This window comes from Georgenia sp., from assembly GCF_054605595.1.
This window is the reverse complement of sequence record NZ_JBTSDU010000054.1, coordinates 1-18,286: the sequence shown is the minus strand read 5'-3', so window position 1 is coordinate 18,286 and position 18,286 is coordinate 1. Positions and strand designations below refer to the sequence as shown.

Below are 18,286 nucleotides of genomic sequence, written 5' to 3'. Positions count from 1 at the left end.
CCGGGGAGCCAAGAATCGGTCGAGGAGTGGGGACAGGAGCACCGTCCCGAGCCGAACGCCGCCGGGCCGGCACCCGGGTGGGGTGCCGTCCCGGCGTGGCGTCCTCGCTGGGCTCCTGGTGCGGAGCACAGAGGGCGTGAAACTCAGACGGTGGTGTAGCCGCCGTCGACGAGGTAGTAGCCCCCGGTCATGAAGGATGCGACGTCGGAGAGCAGGAAGCGTACGAGGTGGGCGACCTCCTCGGCGCGGCCGAGCCGGCCGAGCGGGTGCTTGCCCGCGAGCATCTCGAGCGCCTCGGCGGGCAGCTGCTCGAGCAGCGGGGTCGCGATGTAGCCCGGGCCGACACAGTTGATGCGCAGCCCCGCCGGGCCGTACTCGGCGGCGGCGTTCTTGGTGAGGCCGACGACGCCGTGCTTGGCGGCGGTGTACGCGGCGTTGCCGAGCGCGGCGACCGTGCCGTGGATCGACGCCATGTTCACGATGGCGCACTTCTCGGCGCCCGCCTCGAGCATCTCGGGATCTGGTACCGCATGCCGTAGAGCACACCGTTGAGGTTGATGCCGATGACCCGGTCCCAGTCGGTCAGGTCGACGTCGCCGGTGGGGGCGTTTGCTCCGCCGCGGCGATCTCCTTGCTGATGGCCTCACCGAGGCCGAAGCCGCCGCCCGTAACGATGGCCACCTTGTCCTGGAAATACGACACCGGTGTCGCTCCCGTTCTCTCGGAGGTGCTCGAGGATCCTGCGTCTCGATCGTCACCGGGTGGCGGCTCGGGCAGGTGGGACGAACGTCCCCGCCCGTCGTGCGGCGACAGTCCCGGCTGTGAGCCCTCTCGCGCCCGTCGTGGTGCTGGGAAGCGATGTGGTGCCCTAAGATTGGTCGGTCTGTCCATCCCGGCCTCGCCGGGAGTGCCGGGCGACGAGAACTTCGAACTCCCCCGCCTGCCGGCGGGACCCGACTGACCAGCCGATGAGTGGAGCACCGCAGTGAAGAGCGCCGTCGAGAACCTTGAGCCCACCCGGGTCAAGCTGACCGTGGAGGTGTCGTACGACGAGCTCAAGCCGAGCCTCGACCACGCCTACGCCCACATCGGTGAGCAGGTCAACATCCCGGGCTTCCGCAAGGGCAAGGTGCCGCCGCGGGTGCTCGAGCAGCGCGTCGGTCGCGCCGCCGTCATCGAGCACGCCGTCAACGACGCCGTGCCCGGCTTCTACAACCAGGCCGTGGCCGAGACGTCGGTGCGCCCCATGGGCCAGCCGAGCATCAACGTCACCGAGCTGCCCGCAGTCACGGGCACCCCGGGCGGCCAGCTCGTCTTCGAGGCCGAGGTCGACGTCCGGCCCGAGATCGAGCTGCCCGACCTCGCCGGCATCGAGTTGACCGTCGACGACGTCACGGTCAGCGACGAGGACGTCCAGGAGAGCCTCGACGCGCTGCGTGAGCGCTTCGGCTCGCTCGTGGGCGTCGACCGCGCGATCGCCGACGGTGACTTCGTGGTCATCGACCTCAACGCCAAGGTGGGCGATGAGGAGGTCGACTCCGTCTCCGGCGTCAGCTACCAGATCGGCGCCGGCAACATGCTCGAGGGCATGGACGAGGCCCTCGTCGGTGCCGCGGCCGGCGAGACCCGGACGTTCAAGGCGCCGCTGGCCGGCGGCGAGCACGCGGGTGAGGAGGCCGACGTCACCGTCACAGCCACCGCCGTCAAGGAACGCGACCTGCCCGAGGCGGACGACGACTTCGCCCAGCTCGCCTCCGAGTTCGACACGATCGAGGAGCTCCGCGCCGACCTGCGCACCAAGGCGCAGAGCGATAAGGCCGCCGACCAGGCCGTGCAGGCGCGCGACCTGCTGCTCGCCAAGCTCGTCGAGGCGACCGACTTCCCGGTCCCGGCCGGCGCCGTCGAGTCCGAGATCCGCCGGCACCTGCAGGCCGAGGGCAAGCCCGAGGGTGACCCGCACGGCGAGGAGGTCCGCGAGGAGGTCGTCACCGGCCTGCGCGACCAGCTCCTCCTCGACATCGTCGCCGAGAAGTTCGCCGTGGCCGTCACCCAGAACGAGCTCCTGGAGTTCCTGGTCAGCAACGCGCAGCAGTACGGCATGGAGCCGAACGAGTTCATCCAGGCTGCCGCCCAGACCGGGCAGCTCGAGGCCTTCAGCGGCGAGATCGCGCGGAACAAGGCACTCGCCGTCGCGCTGCGCAGCGTGACGGTCAAGGACTCCTCGGGTGCGGTCCTCGACCTGAGCGAGTTCATCGGCTCCGACGAGCTCGATGCCGCGGGCCCCGAGGGTGCCTCGGCCGCCTCATCCGAGTCAGCGGAGTCTGCCGAGTCCGCCGACTCCCCGGAGTCCGCCGGCTCGGCCGGGTCCGCACCCTCCGCGGACGAGACCGACGCCGAGGCCGAGCCCACCAAGAAGGCACCGGCCAAGAAGGCCACCAAGGACGTCGACTCGGAATAGCGCTCCACCGCAAGCCCAGGCCCGGCACACCATGTGCCGGGCCTGCGGTGTGCCTGTCGCCGGGCGGCCCGGGTGACCGTGCGCCGTGAGCGAAAAGCGCTGGCGGGGGCAAGTGTCTGGCCGTCGTCGGCGTTAGTGTCGCTGAGACGACCAGATCAGGCCGACAGGCCGGGACGAGCTGACCCGGGCGAGAAGGAGTTGCACGTGAGCGAGCAGATGCCGCAGGCGAGGACCGAGAGCGCCGGAATGGGCCTCAACGACAACATCTACAACCGGCTCCTCAAGGAGCGCATCATCTGGCTCGGCTCGGAGGTGCGTGACGACGTCGCGAACTCCATCTGCGCCCAGATGATGCTGCTCGCGGCCGAGGACCCCGACAAGGACATCTTCCTCTACATCAACTCCCCGGGCGGTTCCATCACCGCCGGCATGGCCATCTACGACACGATGCAGTACATCAAGCCGGACGTCGCGACCGTCGCCATGGGCATGGCCGCCTCGATGGGGCAGTTCCTGCTCTCCTCCGGCACCCAGGGCAAGCGCTACGCCACCCCGCACGCCCGCGTACTCATGCACCAGCCGTCCGGCGGCATCGGTGGCACCGCCACCGACATCCGTATCAACGCCGAGCTCATCCTGCACATGAAGCGCACGCTCGCCGAGCTGACCGCCGAGCAGACCGGCAAGACCGTCGAGCAGATCAACCAGGACTCCGACCGGGACCGCTGGTTCACCGCCGCCGAGGCGCTCGAGTACGGCTTCGTCGACCACGTCGTCGAGAAGTCCTCCTCCGTGCCCGGCGGTGGCGGCACCGACTCGAAGTGAACCCGGCCGACCCCATGAACACAGGAGCACCGTTGAGCACCAACTTCCTTGCCCAGGCCGGCGCCATGCCGGTGTCCATCGCCCCCGGGTCGCCGACCTCGCGCTACGTCCTCCCGCAGTTCGAGGAGCGCACCGCTTACGGGTACAAGCGTCAGGACCCGTACACCAAGCTCTTCGAGGACCGCATCATCTTCCTCGGCGTCCAGGTCGACGACGCCTCCGCCGACGACGTCATGGCGCAGCTCCTCGTCCTGGAGAGCCAGGACCCGGACGGTCTGATCACCATGTACATCAACTCGCCCGGTGGCTCCTTCACCGCGATGACCGCGATCTACGACACGATGATGTACATCAAGCCGCAGATCCAGACCGTGTGCCTCGGCCAGGCGGCGTCCGCGGCGGCCGTGCTGCTCGCCGCCGGCGCGCCCGGCAAGCGGCTCGCGCTCCCCAACGCGCGCGTGATGATCCACCAGCCCTCGCTCGAGGGCGGCGGCTACCTGCAGGCCTCCGACATCGAGATCCACGCCAACGAGGTGCTGCGCATGCGCACCTGGCTCGAGGACACCATCGCGTCGCACTCCGGCACCCCGGTGGAGCAGGTCCGCCAGGACATCGAGCGCGACAAGATGCTCACGGCCGAGCAGGCCAAGGACTACGGCCTCGTCGACCAGGTGCTCGAGTCCCGCAAGAGCGCGGTCCTGACCCAGTCCTGAGCGCGCGGACCGGGGTGCGGGCCCGCCCGCACCCCGGTCCCGGCCCGCGAACGTTCCGCGCGGCGGACAAGACAGGAACGCGTCCGGTGGTGTCCAATGGTGAAAGCACCGGCCGTCGCGGCTGAGGCACGCACAGGACGAGACGAGAGGGTGGTGGATCCGGGTGGTTCGCGCGGGTGAAGGGGCGGACCTGCTCAAGTGCTCGTTCTGCGGTAAGTCCCAGAAGCAGGTCAAGAAGCTGATCGCCGGTCCGGGCGTGTACATCTGCGACGAGTGCATCGACCTGTGCAACGAGATCATCGACGAGGAGCTCGCGGAGTCCAGCGAGCTCGGCCTGGTGGACCTGCCGAAGCCGAAGGAGATCTTCGACTTCCTGGAGGACTACGTCATCGGCCAGGACCCGGCGAAGCGCTCCCTCGCCGTCGCGGTCTACAACCACTACAAGCGGGTCCAGGCGCGGGAGAACTCCGCCGACGACGACTCCGGCGTGGAGATCGCCAAGTCGAACATCCTGTTGATCGGTCCCACCGGCACCGGGAAGACCTACCTCGCGCAGACGCTGGCGAAGATGCTCAACGTGCCGTTCGCGATCGCGGACGCCACCGCGCTGACCGAGGCCGGCTACGTCGGTGAGGACGTCGAGAACATCCTCCTCAAGCTCATCCAGGCCGCCGACTTCGACGTCAAGAAGGCCGAGAAGGGCATCATCTACATCGACGAGATCGACAAGATCGCCCGCAAGAGCGAGAACCCGTCGATCACCCGCGACGTCTCGGGGGAGGGTGTGCAGCAGGCCCTGCTGAAGATCATCGAGGGCACCCAGGCGTCCGTGCCGCCCCAGGGCGGCCGCAAGCACCCCCACCAGGAGTTCCTGCAGATCGACACCACGAACGTGCTGTTCATCGTCGCGGGGGCGTTCGCGGGCCTGGAGGAGATCATCTCCGCCCGCTCCGGCCGGCGCGGTATCGGTTTCGGTGCGGCGCTGCGCTCTGCCGACGCCGAGGTCGACGTCTTCGGCGAGGTGCGCCCGGAGGACCTGCACAAGTTCGGTCTCATCCCGGAGTTCGTGGGCCGGCTGCCCGTCGTCGCGACCGTCTCGAAGTTGGACCAGTCCGCCCTGGTGCGGATCCTCACCGAGCCGCGCAACGCGCTGGTCAAGCAGTACCAGCGGATGTTCGAGATCGACGGGGTGGAGCTGGAGTTCACCGACGACGCCCTCGAGGCCATCGCGGACCAGGCGCTGCTGCGCGGGACCGGCGCGCGCGGCCTGCGGGCGATCATGGAGGAGGTGCTGCGCGAGGTGATGTTCGAGGTGCCCTCGCGCGACGACGTCGCCCGCGTGGTCGTCAGCCGCGAGGTGGTGCTGGAGAACGTCAACCCCACGCTCGTCCCGCGCGAGACGCCGGCCAAGCGGCGCACACCGCGCGAGAAATCAGCCTGACCGGTTCCGACAGTCTTCCCGGCGGCGGCCCGGCACGGCCAGATCGCGACAGATCGCGCCGGTGGTGCACAGTGGACCGCATCTGCGGTGGCACCACCGGGGCTGGTGTTGCACAGTGGTGGGACCAAGACGCCGAGATGGATGAGGTTCTGATGCAACTTGACCGGATCACCGCCGCACTTCCCACGGACGTCCCGCTCGTCACCGTCGTGTTCGACGTGACCCGCGAGGGGGAGACGGGCGACCAGGCGGTACTCACGAGGTGGCGGGACCTGCGCCGCTCGCTCGAGACCCAGGGTGGCGACGGGGCGACGCTGGACGCGCTCGACGACCGGGTGCGCGCCATCAGCCGAGCCGCCGGGCAGGGCGGGCGGATGCTGGTGGCCGCCCGCGGCGAGGTGCTCCTGGACCGCGGCCTGCGCGCCGCCCCCACCTCCGACGAGGCACTGGTCGCCTACGGCACCGACGTGCTGGCCCTGGCCCGGGTGGCCGACGAGCACGTGCGCTACCTGCTCGCCACGGTCGACCGGTCCGGCGTCGACATCGCCGTCCACGACTGGGTGTCCGGCGCCGAGGTGGCGAACCAGTCGCTCGAGGGTGGGCACGACGTGCTGACCAAGGCGGGCGGCGGCCGCGACCACGGCGCTGCCGGCGCCGGCGGCGGCGGCCGGGTGCCGCACGGGATCGACACGCGCGTCGAGGACTCGTGGGAGCGCAACGCCGAGGTGGTCGCCGCCGAGCTCGAGCGCGTGGTGGGAGAGCACCGGCCCGAGCTGGTGGTGCTCACCGGCGACGTGCGTGCCCGGGCGCTGGTGGTCGACGAGCTCGGCCGGGCCGTCCGGAAGGTCCTCGTCCTGGTCGACGGCGGCTCCCGGGCCGAGGGGGTCCGCCCCGAGTCGCTGGCGGCGAACGTCCAGACCGTGCTCGACACCTACCGGGACCGGCGCCGCGCCGACACCGTCGACCACTTCCGCCAGGTCCACGGCCAGGACGGGGCCGCCATCACCGGGCGTGACGACGTCCTCGACGTGCTTCGCAAGGGGCAGGTCGCCGAGCTGCTCGTCACCGAGGCCGTGGCCGGGCCGCCGTCGTCGCTGGCGGGCGGCGGCGCCGCACCGGCTCCGCGCCGACCTCGCCGTCGGGCAGGCCGCCCTCGCGCAGGGCGCCGGCATCACCGTGGTGACGGATGACGGCCCCGAGCTGGCCGACGGGGTCGGGGCCCTGCTGCGGTGGGACGATGCGGCCACCCCCAGTGACCACGTGTTCACCCAGAGCACCGACCCGCACCGCAGCGAGGGGCGCCCGGCGCGATCGCGATCGTAGGATCGGGTCATGACCACGCCCAGCATCCACCGCAGCGACGAGCCCGCCGACGTGCCCGACGAATTGCGCGAGGCCCGCAAGACGATCGACAACGTCGACGCCGCGCTCGTGCACATCCTCGCCGAGCGGTTCCGCTGCACCCAGCGGGTGGGGGTGCTCAAGGCGAACCTCGATCTGCCGTCCTCGGACCCGGCGCGCGAAGAACGGCAGGTCGCCCGCCTCCGGGCGCTGGCGGAGGAGGCGGGCCTCGACCCGGTCTTCGCGGAGAAGTTCCTGAAGTTCATCGTCGAGGAGGTCATCCGCCACCACGACGACATCGCCGACACCATGGCCGGCGCACGCGACGGCTCGGCGCGATCTCAGTTGTAGATCGACTCGACCTCGTCCCCGAAGTCGACGAGCACCTTCGCCCGCTTCACCTTCTGCGACGGCGTGAGGTAGTCGTTCTCCATCGTGAAGTCCGTCGTGAGCACCTTGATCTTGCGGATGGACTCGGCACGCGAGACCACCTCGTTGGCGCGGGTGACCGCGCGGTCGAGGGCGGCGAGCACCCGCTCGTCCACCGCCGCCTGTTCCACGCTCATCTGCGGCAGGCCGTGGTTGGCGAGCCAGCCGGGCAGCATCTCGGCGTCGAGGGTCACCAGCGCGCCGATGAACGGTTTGTTCTCCCCGACGACGACGACCTGGGAGACCAGCGGGTGGCCCCGTAGCCGGTCCTCCAGGACGGCGGGGGCGACATTCTTGCCGCCGGCCGTCACGATGATCTCCTTCTTGCGCCCGGTGATCCGGAGGTAGCCGTCCGCGTCGAGCGTGCCGAGGTCACCGGTGATGAACCAGCCGTCGGCGTCGAACGCCTCCGCGGTGGCCGCCGGGTTGTCGTGGTATCCACGGAACACGTGGTCGCCCTTGACCAGCACCTGACCGTCGTCGGCGATGCGGAGCTGCGTGCCGGGATAGGGCGGGCCGACCGTGCCGATCTTGACGAGCCCGGGCCGGTTCACCGTGGTGGGGGCCCCGACCTCGGTGAGCCCGTAGCCCTCGAGCACGACGACGCCGATGCCCCGGAAGAAGTGCCCGAGCCGCTCCCCGAGCGGGCCGCCGCCCGAGACGGCGTAGTCCAGGTGGCCGCCCATCGCCGCCAGGATCTTGCCGTACACGAGCCGCGACGCGGCCGCCCGCTGCGCCTTGAGGACGGCGGAGGGGCCCGGCGGGGTGTCCTGCGCCCGCGAGTACTCGATGGCCACCTTCGCGGCCCACCGGAAGATGCGCTGTCTCGCCCCCGGGCCGGCCTTCGCGTCGGCGGCGTTGTAGACCTTCTCGAAGACGCGCGGCACGGCCAGGAGGAACGTGGGCTGGAACGCGCCCAGGTCCGCCACCAGGTTCTTCGCGTTGGGGACGTGCCCCATCACCGCGCCGGAGTACACGCACAGCACCTGGATGAACCGGGCGAACACGTGGGCGAGCGGCATGAACAGCAGCGTGCGCTTGTCCGGGCCGCGCACGACCTCGGAGAAGTTCGGGTCGTCCGCGCCGTTGACCACGAGGGTGACGAAGTTGCCGTGGGTCAGCTCCACGCCCTTGGGCCGGCCCGTGGTGCCGGAGGTGTAGATGATGGTGGCGAGGGAGTCCATGCCCAGGGCCGCGGTCCGGGTGGTGATCTCCTCGGCGGGCAGCGCCGCCCCGAGGGTGGTCAGCGTGGAGAAGACGTCCTCGTCGATGACGAAGACCTTCTCCAGGGTGGCGACCTGGCCGATCAGCGGCTCGACGAGCGCGGCCATCGCGCGGGTCTCGGTGAACACGATCTTGACGGCGGCGTCGGAGACGATCCACTCGACCTGGGCGGCGGAGGAGGTCTCGTAGATCGAGACCGGCACGGCGCCGACGGACCAGGCCGCGAAGTCCAGCAGCGTCCACTCGTAGCTGGTCTGGCTCATGATCGCCACCCGGTCGCCGGGCTCGATGCCGAGCGCCGCCATGCCCTTGGCGGCGGCGAGGACCTCGTCGGCGAAGACGCGGGTGGCGACCGGCACGAACCGGGAGCCCAGGGCCGTCTGCCGCTCGAAGATGGTGCCCTCGGGGTCTCGCGCCACGCGGTCGCGCAGGATTCCCGGGATCGACATGTCGGGCGTGAGCCGTCCCGTTCCCGGTGTGCTCGCCTCCCGGCCGTGCGGCGTCGGTGTGCCTTGGGTCATGGATGGTCCCTTCACGTGCGGCCGCCGCTCGCGGCCCGGAGCCCGCCGTCGGCGGGTGATGGGTGCTAGTTCCGCGGCTGGGCGGGGTCGAGCTCGTGCGCGGTGACCAGTGCCTGGTCGGCCCCGGCGACGCCGATGATCTCCAGGTCGCCCCGCACCCGCCCGGCGGCGCGCAGGTCGCCCAGCGTCTGCTGGACGGCGGCCACGGCCTCGACCGACAGCTCGAGGCGGGCCCGGGCGAAGGTGGTGCGCTGGGAGACCTTCGCCTCGGACTTGACCTTGCGCAACGCGGCCAGGGCCTGCCCGGTCGCACCGATGAGGATGGGGTCGCCGTCGGCGGCCGCGGCGCGCAGGGGTGCGGCGGTGGGCCACGCCGCACGGTGCACGGAGCCGGTGCGGTACCAGTGCCACACCTCCTCGGTGGCGAACGGCAGCACCGGTGCGAAGAGCCGCAGCATCGTGTCCACCGCGATCGCCAGTGCAGCCCGGGCGGAGGCGACCTCGCCCGCGCGCAGCGTGCCCTCGCGGTTGTAGGCGCGGTCCTTGACGAGCTCGAGGTAGTCGTCGCAGAACGTCCAGAAGAACGTCTCGGTGACCTCCAGCGCCTTGGTGTGGTCGTAGGCCTCGAACGCCGCCGTGGCCGTCTCGACGACGTCGGCCAACCCGGCCAGCATGGCCCGGTCGATCGGGGTGGAGATGGCGGCGGGGTCGAGCACGAGGGGCGCGTCGCCGCCCATGGTGAGGGCGAACTTGGAGGCGTTGAGGATCTTGATGGCGAGGCGACGGCCGATCTTCATCTGACCGACCTCGAACGCCGCGTCGGTGCCCAGGCGGGCCGAGGCGGCCCAGTAGCGGACGGCGTCGGAGCCGTGCTCCTCCAGCAGGCCCATGGGCGTGACGACGTTGCCCTTGGACTTGGACATCTTCTTGCGGTCCGGGTCGAGGATCCAGCCGCTGATCGCGGCGTGCTTCCACGGCAGGGCGCCGAACTCCAGGTGCGCGCGCACCACGGAGGAGAACAGCCAGGTGCGGATGATGTCCTGGCCCTGGGGTCGCAGGTCCATCGGGTAGACCCGCTCGAACAGGTCCGGGTCACGCAGCCAGCCGCCGGCGATCTGCGGGGTGAGCGACGACGTCGCCCAGGTGTCCATGATGTCGACCTCGCCGACGAACCCACCGGGCACGCCGCGCTGGTCCTCGGTGTAGCCGGGCGGCACGTCGATGCTCGGGTCCACCGGCAGGGTGGCCTCGTCCGGGGTGAGGACGCGGTCGTGGTCGGGCTGGCCGTCGGCGTCCAGGGCGTACCAGACGGGGATCGGCACGCCGAAGAACCGCTGGCGCGAGACGAGCCAGTCGGAGTTCAGGCCGTTGACCCAGTTGTCGAAGCGCACCCGCATGAACTCCGGGTGGAAGTCCAGCTCGCGGCCGCGGGCGAGGAGGTTCTCGCGCAGCTCGGTGCCGTTCGCCTCCGTGTGGGGGCGGCCGCCGTTGCGGATGTACCACTGGCGCGAGGTGACGATCTCCAGCGGCTTGTCGCCCTTCTCGAAGAAGTTCGTCTTGCGCTGGGTGGGGGTGGGCTCGCCGTCCAGGTCGCCGGTGACGCGCAGGGCGTCGACGACGGAGGTGCGGGCCGAGAACGTCGTCTTGCCGGCCATCTCGCCGTAGGCGGCGCGGCCGCCGTCGGTCGTGAGCCACGCCGGCGTCTCGCCGAGAATGCGCCCGTCGCGGCCCAGCACCGGGCGGGTGGGCAGGTCCAGGTCGCGCCACCACTGCACGTCGGTGAGGTCACCGAAGGTGCAGCACATGGCGATGCCGGCGCCCTTGTCCATCTCGGCGGCCGGGTGGGCCAGCACGGGGACCGCGACACCGAAGACCGGGGAGGTGACCGTGGTACCGAACAGGCCCTGATAGCGCTCGTCGTCGGGGTGGGCGATGAGGGCCACGCACGCCGGGAGCAGCTCGGGGCGGGTGGTCTCGATGTACACGGGCTGCCCGTCGGGGCGGTGGAAGGCGACCTTGTGGAAATGGCCGGGGTAGTCGCGGGCCTCGAGTTCGGCCTGGGCGACGGCGGTCTGGAACGTCACGTCCCACAGGCCCGGTGCGGCGGCCTGGTAGGCCTCGCCGCGGGCGAGGTTGCGCAGGAAACCGGACTGGGCGAGGTGCTGGGCGTCGCGGCCGATGGTCTGGTAGTGGTGCGCCCAGTCCACGGACAGGCCGAGGTGGCGCCACAGCGCCTCGAACTGCTCCTCGTCCTCGGCGGTCAGGCGCAGGCACAGCTCGACGAAGTTCTTCCGGCTGATCGGGACCTGGTCGGCCGCCCTGATGGATTTTCCCTCACCACCGACATGCGGCACGGTGAAGTCGGGCTCGTAGGACAGCGACGGGTCGCAGCGCACGCCGAAGTAGTTCTGCACGCGCCGCTCGGTGGGCAGGCCGTTGTCGTCCCAGCCCATCGGGTAGAACACGGACTTACCGCGCATGCGCTGATAGCGGGCGACGACGTCGGTGTGGGTGTAGCTGAACACGTGGCCCACGTGCAGCGAGCCCGACACGGTGGGCGGCGGGGTGTCGATGGAGTAGACCTGCTCGCGCGTGGCGGTGCGGTCGAACGCGTAGGTGCCGTTCTCGGCCCAGGCGCCGTTCCACCGGTCCTCGAGGCCCTCGAGCGAGACCTTGTCCGGTACCTGCGGCGCCGGGAGGTGCTCGGCTGGGGTCACGGTACCGGTGTCGGGGGCTTCGCTCATGGTCACCGATTCTTTCACGACGCCGCCGGTCCCTGCTGCCGGGGCTCGCGTGGCGCCCGCCTCACCGCCGGGCGAGCGTGATGAGCCGGTCGAGGATGTGGGCGCCGTCGGTGCGGATGCCGTCGTGGGCGTAGTCGTTGGTGATCCACGGACGGAGGTCGCCGATGGTCCGCGCCGTGGCGAGGGAGAGCTCGACAGGTACGAACATGTCATCCACGTAGACGGCGGCCGCGACGGGCACGGTGTTGTGGGCCAACCGCTCGGGGTCGTAGAGGGCGGGGAAGTCGGCCTTGGCGGCGAGGAGGTCCGCCGCGCCCGCGAGCGGGGCGAGCGCGGGGTCCTCGCGCACCTGCCAGGGGTAGACGTGCTCGCCGGTGAGGTAGTACCGCTCGGCGGTGGCCGGGTCGGCGTCCTCGGCGAAGGCGGCCCACTCCCCGCGCACCCGGTTGGCGGCCCAGTCGGTGGCCGCGCCCTGGGCGTAGATCGACTCATGGAGCACGGCGTAGAGCGGGTTCCCGGCGTGGGAGAGCAGGGCGCCGACGTCGGCGAGGAAGCCCCGTGAGAGGCGACGGGCCCCGCCGACGCCGACGAACGGGTCCTCGAGCACATAGTGCAGGGCGTCGAACCCGAGGTCGGCGCCGAGACGGATGCCGATCTGCCGCAGCCGCCGCGCGGTGAGCCGCTCACCGGTGGGCAGGTGCTCCGCGGTGTCGGTCACGTGCCGGCCGAGCAAGCGCAGGTTCTGCCCGTCGCCCGGGTACCGGGCGACGTACTGCTCGTTGCGGCGGGCGGTGCGCTCGTAGGTGAGGCGGTAGACGTCCTCGGCGCTCGCCGTCAGCCCGGGCAGGCCACCGGTGAGGAAGGCCTCGCGTAGGCCCTCCGGGGCGATAGAGAGGTAGGTGGTGATGACGAAGCCACCGTAGGACTGCCCCAGCGCCGACCACGGCGCTCCGCCGGTGAGCTCACGGCGCAGCGCCTCGGCGTCGGCGACGATGGCGTCCGCGCGGAAGTGGGACAGGTAGTCCGCCTGGGCGACGGCGTCGCCGCGGGCGGGCACCGTCAGGGCGTCGGCCGGGGTGGACAGTCCCGTGCCCCGCTGGTCCAGGAGCACCACGCGGTAGTCCGCCAGGGCACGGTCGATCCACCCGCTGATCTGGGCGGGCCGGTCACCGCGGCCACCCGGGCCGCCCTGGAGCCAGAGCAGGTGGGGCCGGTCGGCGCCGCCGTCGCGGACGATCTCGCGGGCGAAGAGCTCGATCGTCTCCCCGCGCGGGGCGGTGTGGTCGAGGGGGACGGCGAGGCGGTGCTCATAGACGTCGTGGCCGTCGATGCGGTGGTGCGTGGTGTCCATGCGCCCGATTCTGCCCGGGTCAGCGGGTCCGCATCGTGGGGGGCACGTCCAGGCCGGCCCCGGCGGACTGGGCGTCGGAGAGCCGGGCCATGGTCGCTTCGGCCCGGCGCACCCGCGCCGGGGAGTGGCCGGGCAGGACGTCCTCGAGGAACTCGTAGAGGTCCGCGGTGGCGCGGGCGGCCGGGTCGCCGGTGCGGGCCGCCGAGACGGTGGCATCCCACCAGTCGGCGATGTCGCCCCAGCCCGGCGCGGCGAGGGAGCCGCCGAAGTGCTGCACGGCCAGCGCCGAGCACAGCACCGCGAACCGCAGCCGCTGCTCCAGCGGCCAGCCGTTCAGCGTGGCGGTCACCAGGGCCACGGCGAAGACGTCGCCCGCCCCGGTGGCGTCGAGCGCCCGCACCTGGAGGGGCTCCACGTGTGACTCCTGCCCCGTCTCGGCGTCCACCGCCACGGCCCCCTCGTCGCCGAGGGTCACCACGGCCAGCGGCACACGCTCGGCCAGGGCCCTGGCCGCCGCCAGCGGCGTCGCGGTGCGCGTGTAGGCCATGGCCTCCACGGAGTTCGGGGTGACGGCGTAGCACCCGTCGAGCAGGTCGAGGTGGGCGGGGTCCCACGCCCCGGTGGGGTCCCAGCCGGAGTCCGCGAAGACGAGCGTGCCCGCGCGTGCGAGCGGACGCCACCAGGACGCAGGCCCGTCCAGGAGGCCGGCGAGATCGGTGACGACGGCGCGGGCGGCCGGCGGGTCCGCCAGGAGGACCCCTGCCGGCTCGGGGTCGGGGTGGCCGTGGGTGACCATGGCCCGGTCGCCGTCGAGCGCCATGGACACCGTGACGGCGGTGTGCCAGTGCCGGTACCGGCGCGAGTGGGTCAGGTCCACGCACTCCTGCTCGGCGAGCACCCGCCAGAGCCAGTCCGCGTAGGCGTCGTCACCGAACCCGGCCGCCAAGCCGGTGCGCAGGCCGAGCCGCGCGGCCGCGACCGCCAGGTTGGCGATGCCGCCCGGGGCGGAGCCCATGCCCTCCGCCCAGACCTCGGTGCCCGGGACGGGGCCGGAGGGCAGGCCGGTGAAGATGAGGTCGAAGAAGACCTGGCCGGAGACGAGGACGTCGAGGGGGGTGGCGTGATCAGGGGCGGCGCTCATGGTGCTTCAATCCTGCCACTACCGTGGAGGCGTGCAGCTCACCATCCTCGGCGGGGGCGGCTTCCGCGTCCCGCTCGTCCACCAGGCCGTCGCGGCGGCCCGCCACCGGGTCGAGGTCACCGAAGTCGTGCTCCTCGACGAGGACCCCGACCGCCTCGCCGTCATGACCGCCGTCCTGGCCGGTCTCGCGGAGGAGAGCGGCGGCGGACCGGCGGTGCGCGCCACGACCGACCTCGACGACGCCGTCACCGGGGCGGACGTGATCTTCTCCGCCATCCGCGTGGGCGGCACGCGCGGCCGCACCCACGACGAACGCATCGCCCTGGCCGAGGGGGTGCTGGGCCAGGAGACCGTGGGGGCCGGCGGCCTCGCCTACGCCCTGCGCACCGTCCCGGTCGTCGACCGCATCGCCGACCGCATCGGCGCCCTGGCTCCGCAGGCGTGGACGATCAGCTTCACCAACCCCGCCTCCATCGTCACCGAGGCCATGCGTGACCGTCTCGGTCCGCGCGTCCTGGGCATCTGCGACACCCCCATCGGGCTCGTCCGCCGCACCCTGCGCGCCTGCGGGCTCGACCCGCGGGCGTTCGACCGTGGCGAGGCGGAGATCGACTACGCCGGCCTCAACCACCTCGGCTGGCTGCGTGGTGTGCGAGCGGGCGGGCAGGACCTGCTGCCGGGTCTGCTCGCCGACGACGCCGCCCTCGCCGACTTCGAGGAGGTCCGCCTCGTCGGGGCCGACTGGGTGCGGGCCACCGCGGCGCTGCCCAACGAGTACGTCTACTACTACGACTTCGCCCGCGAGGCGCTCGCCGCCGTCGCCGCGGCCGGCACCCGCGGGGAGTTCCTCCACCGCCGGCAGAGCGACTTCTACACGACCGCCGCGCGGGAGCCGGCGCGGGCGCTGGACCTGTGGCGGGCGGCGCTGGCGGAGCGGGAGGCCTCCTACATGGCCACCGAGCGTGCGGCGGCCGGCGCGGGTGAGCGGCACGAGGAGGACCTCGGCGGCGGCTACCACGAGGTCGCGGTGGACCTCATGGCGGCACTCCTGGGTGGGGAGGCCCACCGGATGATCCTCGACGTCGCCAACGCCACCGCCGACGGCGCCCCCGTGATCCCGGGGCTGCCCCCGTCCGCCGTCGTCGAGGTGCCGGTACGGGTCGACGCCGACGGTGCGCACCCGTTGCCGCGGCGCCGTGGCCTGACCCCGGCGATGACCGCCCGCGTCGCCGCCGTCAAGGCCGCCGAGCGGGAGATCATCGCCGCCGCCCGGACCGGCTCCTTCGCGAGCGCGTGGCGGGCCTTCGCCGCCCATCCGCTCGTCGACTCCGTCGCCGTCGCCCACCGGATCGCCCAGGCGGCGCTGCACCCGGATGACTGACATCGAGCACGGCGAGTCGCCGTACGCCGTGCTCGGCGTCGACCGGTACGCCACCGCGGCGGAGCTGCGCCGCGCCTACCGGCGCCGCCAGCGCCAGACTCACCCCGACCTCGGGGGCGACCCGGCGCGGTTCCACGCCGTCCAGCTCGCCTGGGAGCGCATCGGCACCGCCGAGGCCCGCGCCGCCTACGACCGCGAGGCCGCCGGGGCGCCGCGGCGTCCGCAGTCGGCGACCCGGGCGGACGAGGGCGCGCGGGTGTGGACCTCGGGAATGCACCGGGGAAGCACCGGTGCGCCGTCGCGGGCGCGTTCCTACGGGCATCCCGGCGGGGCGTCCCGCCAGCGCTTCCTCGTCCTCCTGCGCGAGTGGGCCGGGCGCGGCACCGAGCTCGCCGATCCCTACGACGAGGGGCTGCTCGCCCGCGCGCCGGTGGAGATCCGGCAGGCCCTCGCCGACGCGCTCGCGGAGGAGGCCACCGCCCGCATCCTCAGCGACCTCGGGCCCTCCTGGGCCGTGTGGCACGACGTCGCGACGGCGGACGGCGGCGCCTGGGCCCACCGGGCGGACGTCGCACTGACCGACGCACCGAAGCTCGACCACGTCGCGCTCGGGCCGACCGGGCTGTTCATCATCCAGTCCGAGGACTGGGGCGGCCCGGTCCGCGTACACGGCTACGACCTCCTCGCCGATGCACTGCCGCCGGGGCAACGGCCGGTCAAGGCGCTGGCCGAGCGGGCACGGATCGCGCGCCGGTGGCGCGTCACGCCGTCGGGCCTCGTCATCGTCCTGCCCGACGCCGCCCTCGCGGAGGACGTCGTGCTCCTGCGCCGGGGTCGCGGCCGCCGGCCCGCGACGTTCGCCGTGCGTCGAAGGGCGCTCGCCGGGTTCCTCGCCGTGGGGGTCGCCGGGGTGCGCCGGGTGGGCGACGCGGAGTTCTTCGACACCCGGGAGCACCTGAACCGGGTCATCCGGTTCGTCTGAGGGCTCGACCAGGGCACCCGCCCCGGCTCCCCGGCTCCCCGGTGCTCCGGTGCTCCGGTGCTCCGGCGCCCCGGCGTCGCGGACGGACCATCGCGCGGCCACCGGGGCACGGAAGGACGAGGCCCGTCCCGGCATGCCACGATGGGATGGTGAGCCCCAAGAGCAGAGGACGCAGGCGCAAGCCCGCCAAGCGAGCACCCGGCGGCCACGGTCCGCGCCGCCGGGCGCAGGATCCGGTGGTCGAAGTGATCAACGCCCTCGGCGGCACCCTCCTGCAGGTCGCGCCGGGGACCGACCCACTCGAGGCCGAGATCGTCGGGTCCGCAGCGGTGAACCAGATGGCCGACGCGGGAGCATTCTCCGTCGACGGGCCCGTCGGCGAGCTCATCGCCCGGTGCGCTGCCGAAGCGACTCCGGAGGCGCTCGCCGTCGTCCTCGTCCTCGCCGAGATCATGCCCGACCCGGCGCTGGCCGGCCGTGCCGCCCGGGTCGCCGCGGAACTGAGTTCCGTGCCGGATCCGCCGGCGTGGGCACCCGTGCTGGGACGGGCGCGGATCGTGGGCTGTTGGCAGACCGCCGACATCTTCGGCGACCAGGCGAGCGTCCTGTGCGAGTTCGACCACGGTCCGCGGTCCTCCGCGCCGGGCAGTCACGGGCTGATGTTCCTGGTGGACTTCAACGGCCCCGGGGCCTGGCTCATGGATGCTTTCGTCACCGACGACTGTGAGGAGGCGCGGGCCCAGATGAGGCATGCGGCCCAGGCGTCGGACGGTCTCGCCACGTTCGAACGGCTCGCCCCCGGTGACGCCCACGACGTGCTCGCGGCGGCGTTGCACGCCACGCTCGCAGCTCGGGACGAATCCGACCCGGACCAGGTCCTCGACGCGGACGGGGAGTTCTGGGACGTCTGGGCGCTGGTGGCGAGCCGGCTCGGCACATTCGCCGGCACCGGTGGGTCGGTGGGCGAGGAGCCGCACGCACCGGCAGAGCTCGAACAGTTGGTCGAGGAGTTCGTGGCTTCGTCGGAGCCGAGCATCGACGAGGTCGAGGATGAGGTGCTGCGGCGGTGGGCACTGAGGTTCGTGCGCTTCGGCAACGAGACGGACGGGCGGCCGCTGCGAATCGGGCCCGGACGTGTGGAGGCCATGGTGCTCGAGCACGGCGACGACCTCGCCGACCACGAGCTCGAGGGGTACGTGCTGACACTGCTGCGCTGGCTCGAGTGGGCCGGGACCCGGCAGGGGCTGCCCGAGGACGCGATCGCCGTCCTGCTCGTCGAGGCAGAGGCGATCATCGAGTCGATCCTCGGCGTCGGCCTCGATGATGACGAGTACGGGGATGACGACGACGTGGTGGACGCCGACGACGACGCGGGCCTCCCGCCCGCCGTCGTCGAGCGGCGACAGTTCGCGATGCCGTACCGCGAGGCGGTCGTGGACGGCGAGCACCTGGTGGGTCTCGATCCCGCCGACCCGGACGACCTCATGTTGCTGGTGCGGGGCGAGCACCCCGAGTACGAGCGGATCTTCGCCGACCCGACCTCGGACGAGCGCGTCGACGGAGTGAATCCGCGACTGCACCTCACCATGCTCACCGTCGTCATCACCCGGCTGTGGAACGACGAGCCGCGCGGCACCTGGCGGCAGGCCAAGAAGATGCTCGCCCAGGGCATGACGCGCCGGGACATCCTCAACGCACTCGTCGAGCCCGTGGCGGAGGAGGTGTTCGCGGCGCT

Annotated in this window: 13 protein-coding genes and 1 pseudogene; 9 read left to right on the top strand and 5 right to left on the bottom strand. The window is 72.2% G+C overall.

Annotated elements, in window-relative coordinates; translation table 11 throughout:
• Positions 1–143: 143 nt before the first annotated feature.
• Positions 144–619: pseudogene (locus ACYC1Z_RS08150) on the bottom strand (SDR family NAD(P)-dependent oxidoreductase); the annotation flags it as partial.
• A 366-nt stretch (positions 620–985) separates the two neighbouring features.
• Between ACYC1Z_RS08150 and tig the strand changes: the two are divergent.
• The 6 genes from tig (at position 986) to ACYC1Z_RS08120 (ending at position 7,129) form a co-directional block, all read left to right on the top strand.
• Positions 986–2,458, top strand: coding sequence for a trigger factor (gene tig / locus ACYC1Z_RS08145; RefSeq protein WP_461409026.1), 1,473 nt, complete (start codon positions 986–988; stop codon positions 2,456–2,458).
• A 216-nt stretch (positions 2,459–2,674) separates the two neighbouring features.
• Positions 2,675–3,283, top strand: coding sequence for an ATP-dependent Clp protease proteolytic subunit (locus ACYC1Z_RS08140; RefSeq protein WP_461409028.1), 609 nt, complete (start codon positions 2,675–2,677; stop codon positions 3,281–3,283).
• A 65-nt stretch (positions 3,284–3,348) separates the two neighbouring features.
• Entirely contained in the window at positions 3,349–3,996 is a 648-nt protein-coding gene (locus ACYC1Z_RS08135; RefSeq protein WP_461409027.1) for an ATP-dependent Clp protease proteolytic subunit, read from the top strand.
• A gap of 163 nt (positions 3,997–4,159) precedes the next feature.
• Entirely contained in the window at positions 4,160–5,437 is a 1,278-nt protein-coding gene (gene clpX / locus ACYC1Z_RS08130) for an ATP-dependent Clp protease ATP-binding subunit ClpX (protein ID WP_461409025.1), read from the top strand.
• A gap of 152 nt (positions 5,438–5,589) precedes the next feature.
• Positions 5,590–6,627 carry a baeRF2 domain-containing protein gene (locus ACYC1Z_RS08125; RefSeq protein ID WP_461409024.1) on the top strand — a complete coding sequence of 346 codons (1,038 nt, stop codon included), beginning with the start codon at positions 5,590–5,592 and terminating at the stop codon, positions 6,625–6,627.
• Between the two features lie 142 nt (positions 6,628–6,769).
• The gene (locus ACYC1Z_RS08120) at positions 6,770–7,129 is read left to right on the top strand and encodes a chorismate mutase (protein ID WP_461409023.1); all 360 of its coding nucleotides are present in this window, start codon (positions 6,770–6,772) and stop codon (positions 7,127–7,129) included.
• Here ACYC1Z_RS08120 and ACYC1Z_RS08115 read toward each other — a convergent pair.
• The 4 genes from ACYC1Z_RS08115 to ACYC1Z_RS08100 all read right to left on the bottom strand — a co-directional run bounded on the left by ACYC1Z_RS08115 (position 7,120) and on the right by ACYC1Z_RS08100 (position 14,188).
• Entirely contained in the window at positions 7,120–8,952 is a 1,833-nt protein-coding gene (locus tag ACYC1Z_RS08115; RefSeq protein WP_461409022.1) for an AMP-dependent synthetase/ligase, read from the bottom strand. The two genes, ACYC1Z_RS08120 and ACYC1Z_RS08115, sit on opposite strands and share 10 nt — an antisense overlap.
• A 65-nt stretch (positions 8,953–9,017) precedes the next feature.
• Positions 9,018–11,696, bottom strand: a complete 2,679-nt coding sequence (gene valS / locus ACYC1Z_RS08110; protein ID WP_461409021.1) for a valine--tRNA ligase — start codon at positions 11,694–11,696, stop codon at positions 9,018–9,020.
• Positions 11,697–11,757: 61 nt separating this feature from the next.
• Positions 11,758–13,047 carry an alpha/beta fold hydrolase gene (locus tag ACYC1Z_RS08105; RefSeq protein ID WP_461409020.1) on the bottom strand — a complete coding sequence of 430 codons (1,290 nt, stop codon included), beginning with the start codon at positions 13,045–13,047 and terminating at the stop codon, positions 11,758–11,760.
• Positions 13,048–13,066: 19 nt separating this feature from the next.
• Positions 13,067–14,188 (bottom strand): PfkB family carbohydrate kinase, encoded by a 1,122-nt coding sequence (locus tag ACYC1Z_RS08100; RefSeq protein ID WP_461409019.1) that lies wholly within the window; start codon positions 14,186–14,188, stop codon positions 13,067–13,069.
• 31 nt (positions 14,189–14,219) lie between these two features.
• Here ACYC1Z_RS08100 and ACYC1Z_RS08095 point away from each other — a divergent pair, with 31 nt between their 5' ends.
• The 3 genes from ACYC1Z_RS08095 to ACYC1Z_RS08085 form a co-directional block, all read left to right on the top strand.
• Positions 14,220–15,569 (top strand): family 4 glycosyl hydrolase, encoded by a 1,350-nt coding sequence (locus tag ACYC1Z_RS08095; protein ID WP_461409018.1) that lies wholly within the window; start codon positions 14,220–14,222, stop codon positions 15,567–15,569.
• Complete coding sequence (locus ACYC1Z_RS08090; RefSeq protein WP_461409017.1) at positions 15,562–16,551, top strand: J domain-containing protein; 990 nt, start codon at positions 15,562–15,564, stop codon at positions 16,549–16,551. The genes ACYC1Z_RS08095 and ACYC1Z_RS08090 overlap by 8 nt, the downstream gene beginning before the upstream one ends.
• A gap of 236 nt (positions 16,552–16,787) precedes the next feature.
• Positions 16,788–18,286 (top strand): hypothetical protein (locus tag ACYC1Z_RS08085; protein ID WP_461409016.1); only part of this gene is annotated, 1,499 nt, incomplete at its 3' end.

What these genes read in the sequence shown, in the direction of transcription:
- ACYC1Z_RS08140 (WP_461409028.1), top strand. Translation starts at nt 2,675, where the DNA reads ATGCCGCAGGCGAGGACCGAGAGCGCCGGAATGGGCCTCAACGACAAC.
- ACYC1Z_RS08135 (WP_461409027.1), top strand. Translation starts at nt 3,349, where the DNA reads ATGCCGGTGTCCATCGCCCCCGGGTCGCCGACCTCGCGCTACGTCCTC.
- ACYC1Z_RS08125 (WP_461409024.1), top strand. Translation starts at nt 5,590, where the DNA reads ATGCAACTTGACCGGATCACCGCCGCACTTCCCACGGACGTCCCGCTC.
- ACYC1Z_RS08120 (WP_461409023.1), top strand. Translation starts at nt 6,770, where the DNA reads ATGACCACGCCCAGCATCCACCGCAGCGACGAGCCCGCCGACGTGCCC.
- ACYC1Z_RS08115 (WP_461409022.1), bottom strand. Translation starts at nt 8,952, where the DNA reads ATGACCCAAGGCACACCGACGCCGCACGGCCGGGAGGCGAGCACACCG.
- valS (WP_461409021.1), bottom strand. Translation starts at nt 11,696, where the DNA reads ATGAGCGAAGCCCCCGACACCGGTACCGTGACCCCAGCCGAGCACCTC.
- ACYC1Z_RS08105 (WP_461409020.1), bottom strand. Translation starts at nt 13,047, where the DNA reads ATGGACACCACGCACCACCGCATCGACGGCCACGACGTCTATGAGCAC.
- ACYC1Z_RS08100 (WP_461409019.1), bottom strand. Translation starts at nt 14,188, where the DNA reads ATGAGCGCCGCCCCTGATCACGCCACCCCCCTCGACGTCCTCGTCTCC.
- ACYC1Z_RS08090 (WP_461409017.1), top strand. Translation starts at nt 15,562, where the DNA reads ATGACTGACATCGAGCACGGCGAGTCGCCGTACGCCGTGCTCGGCGTC.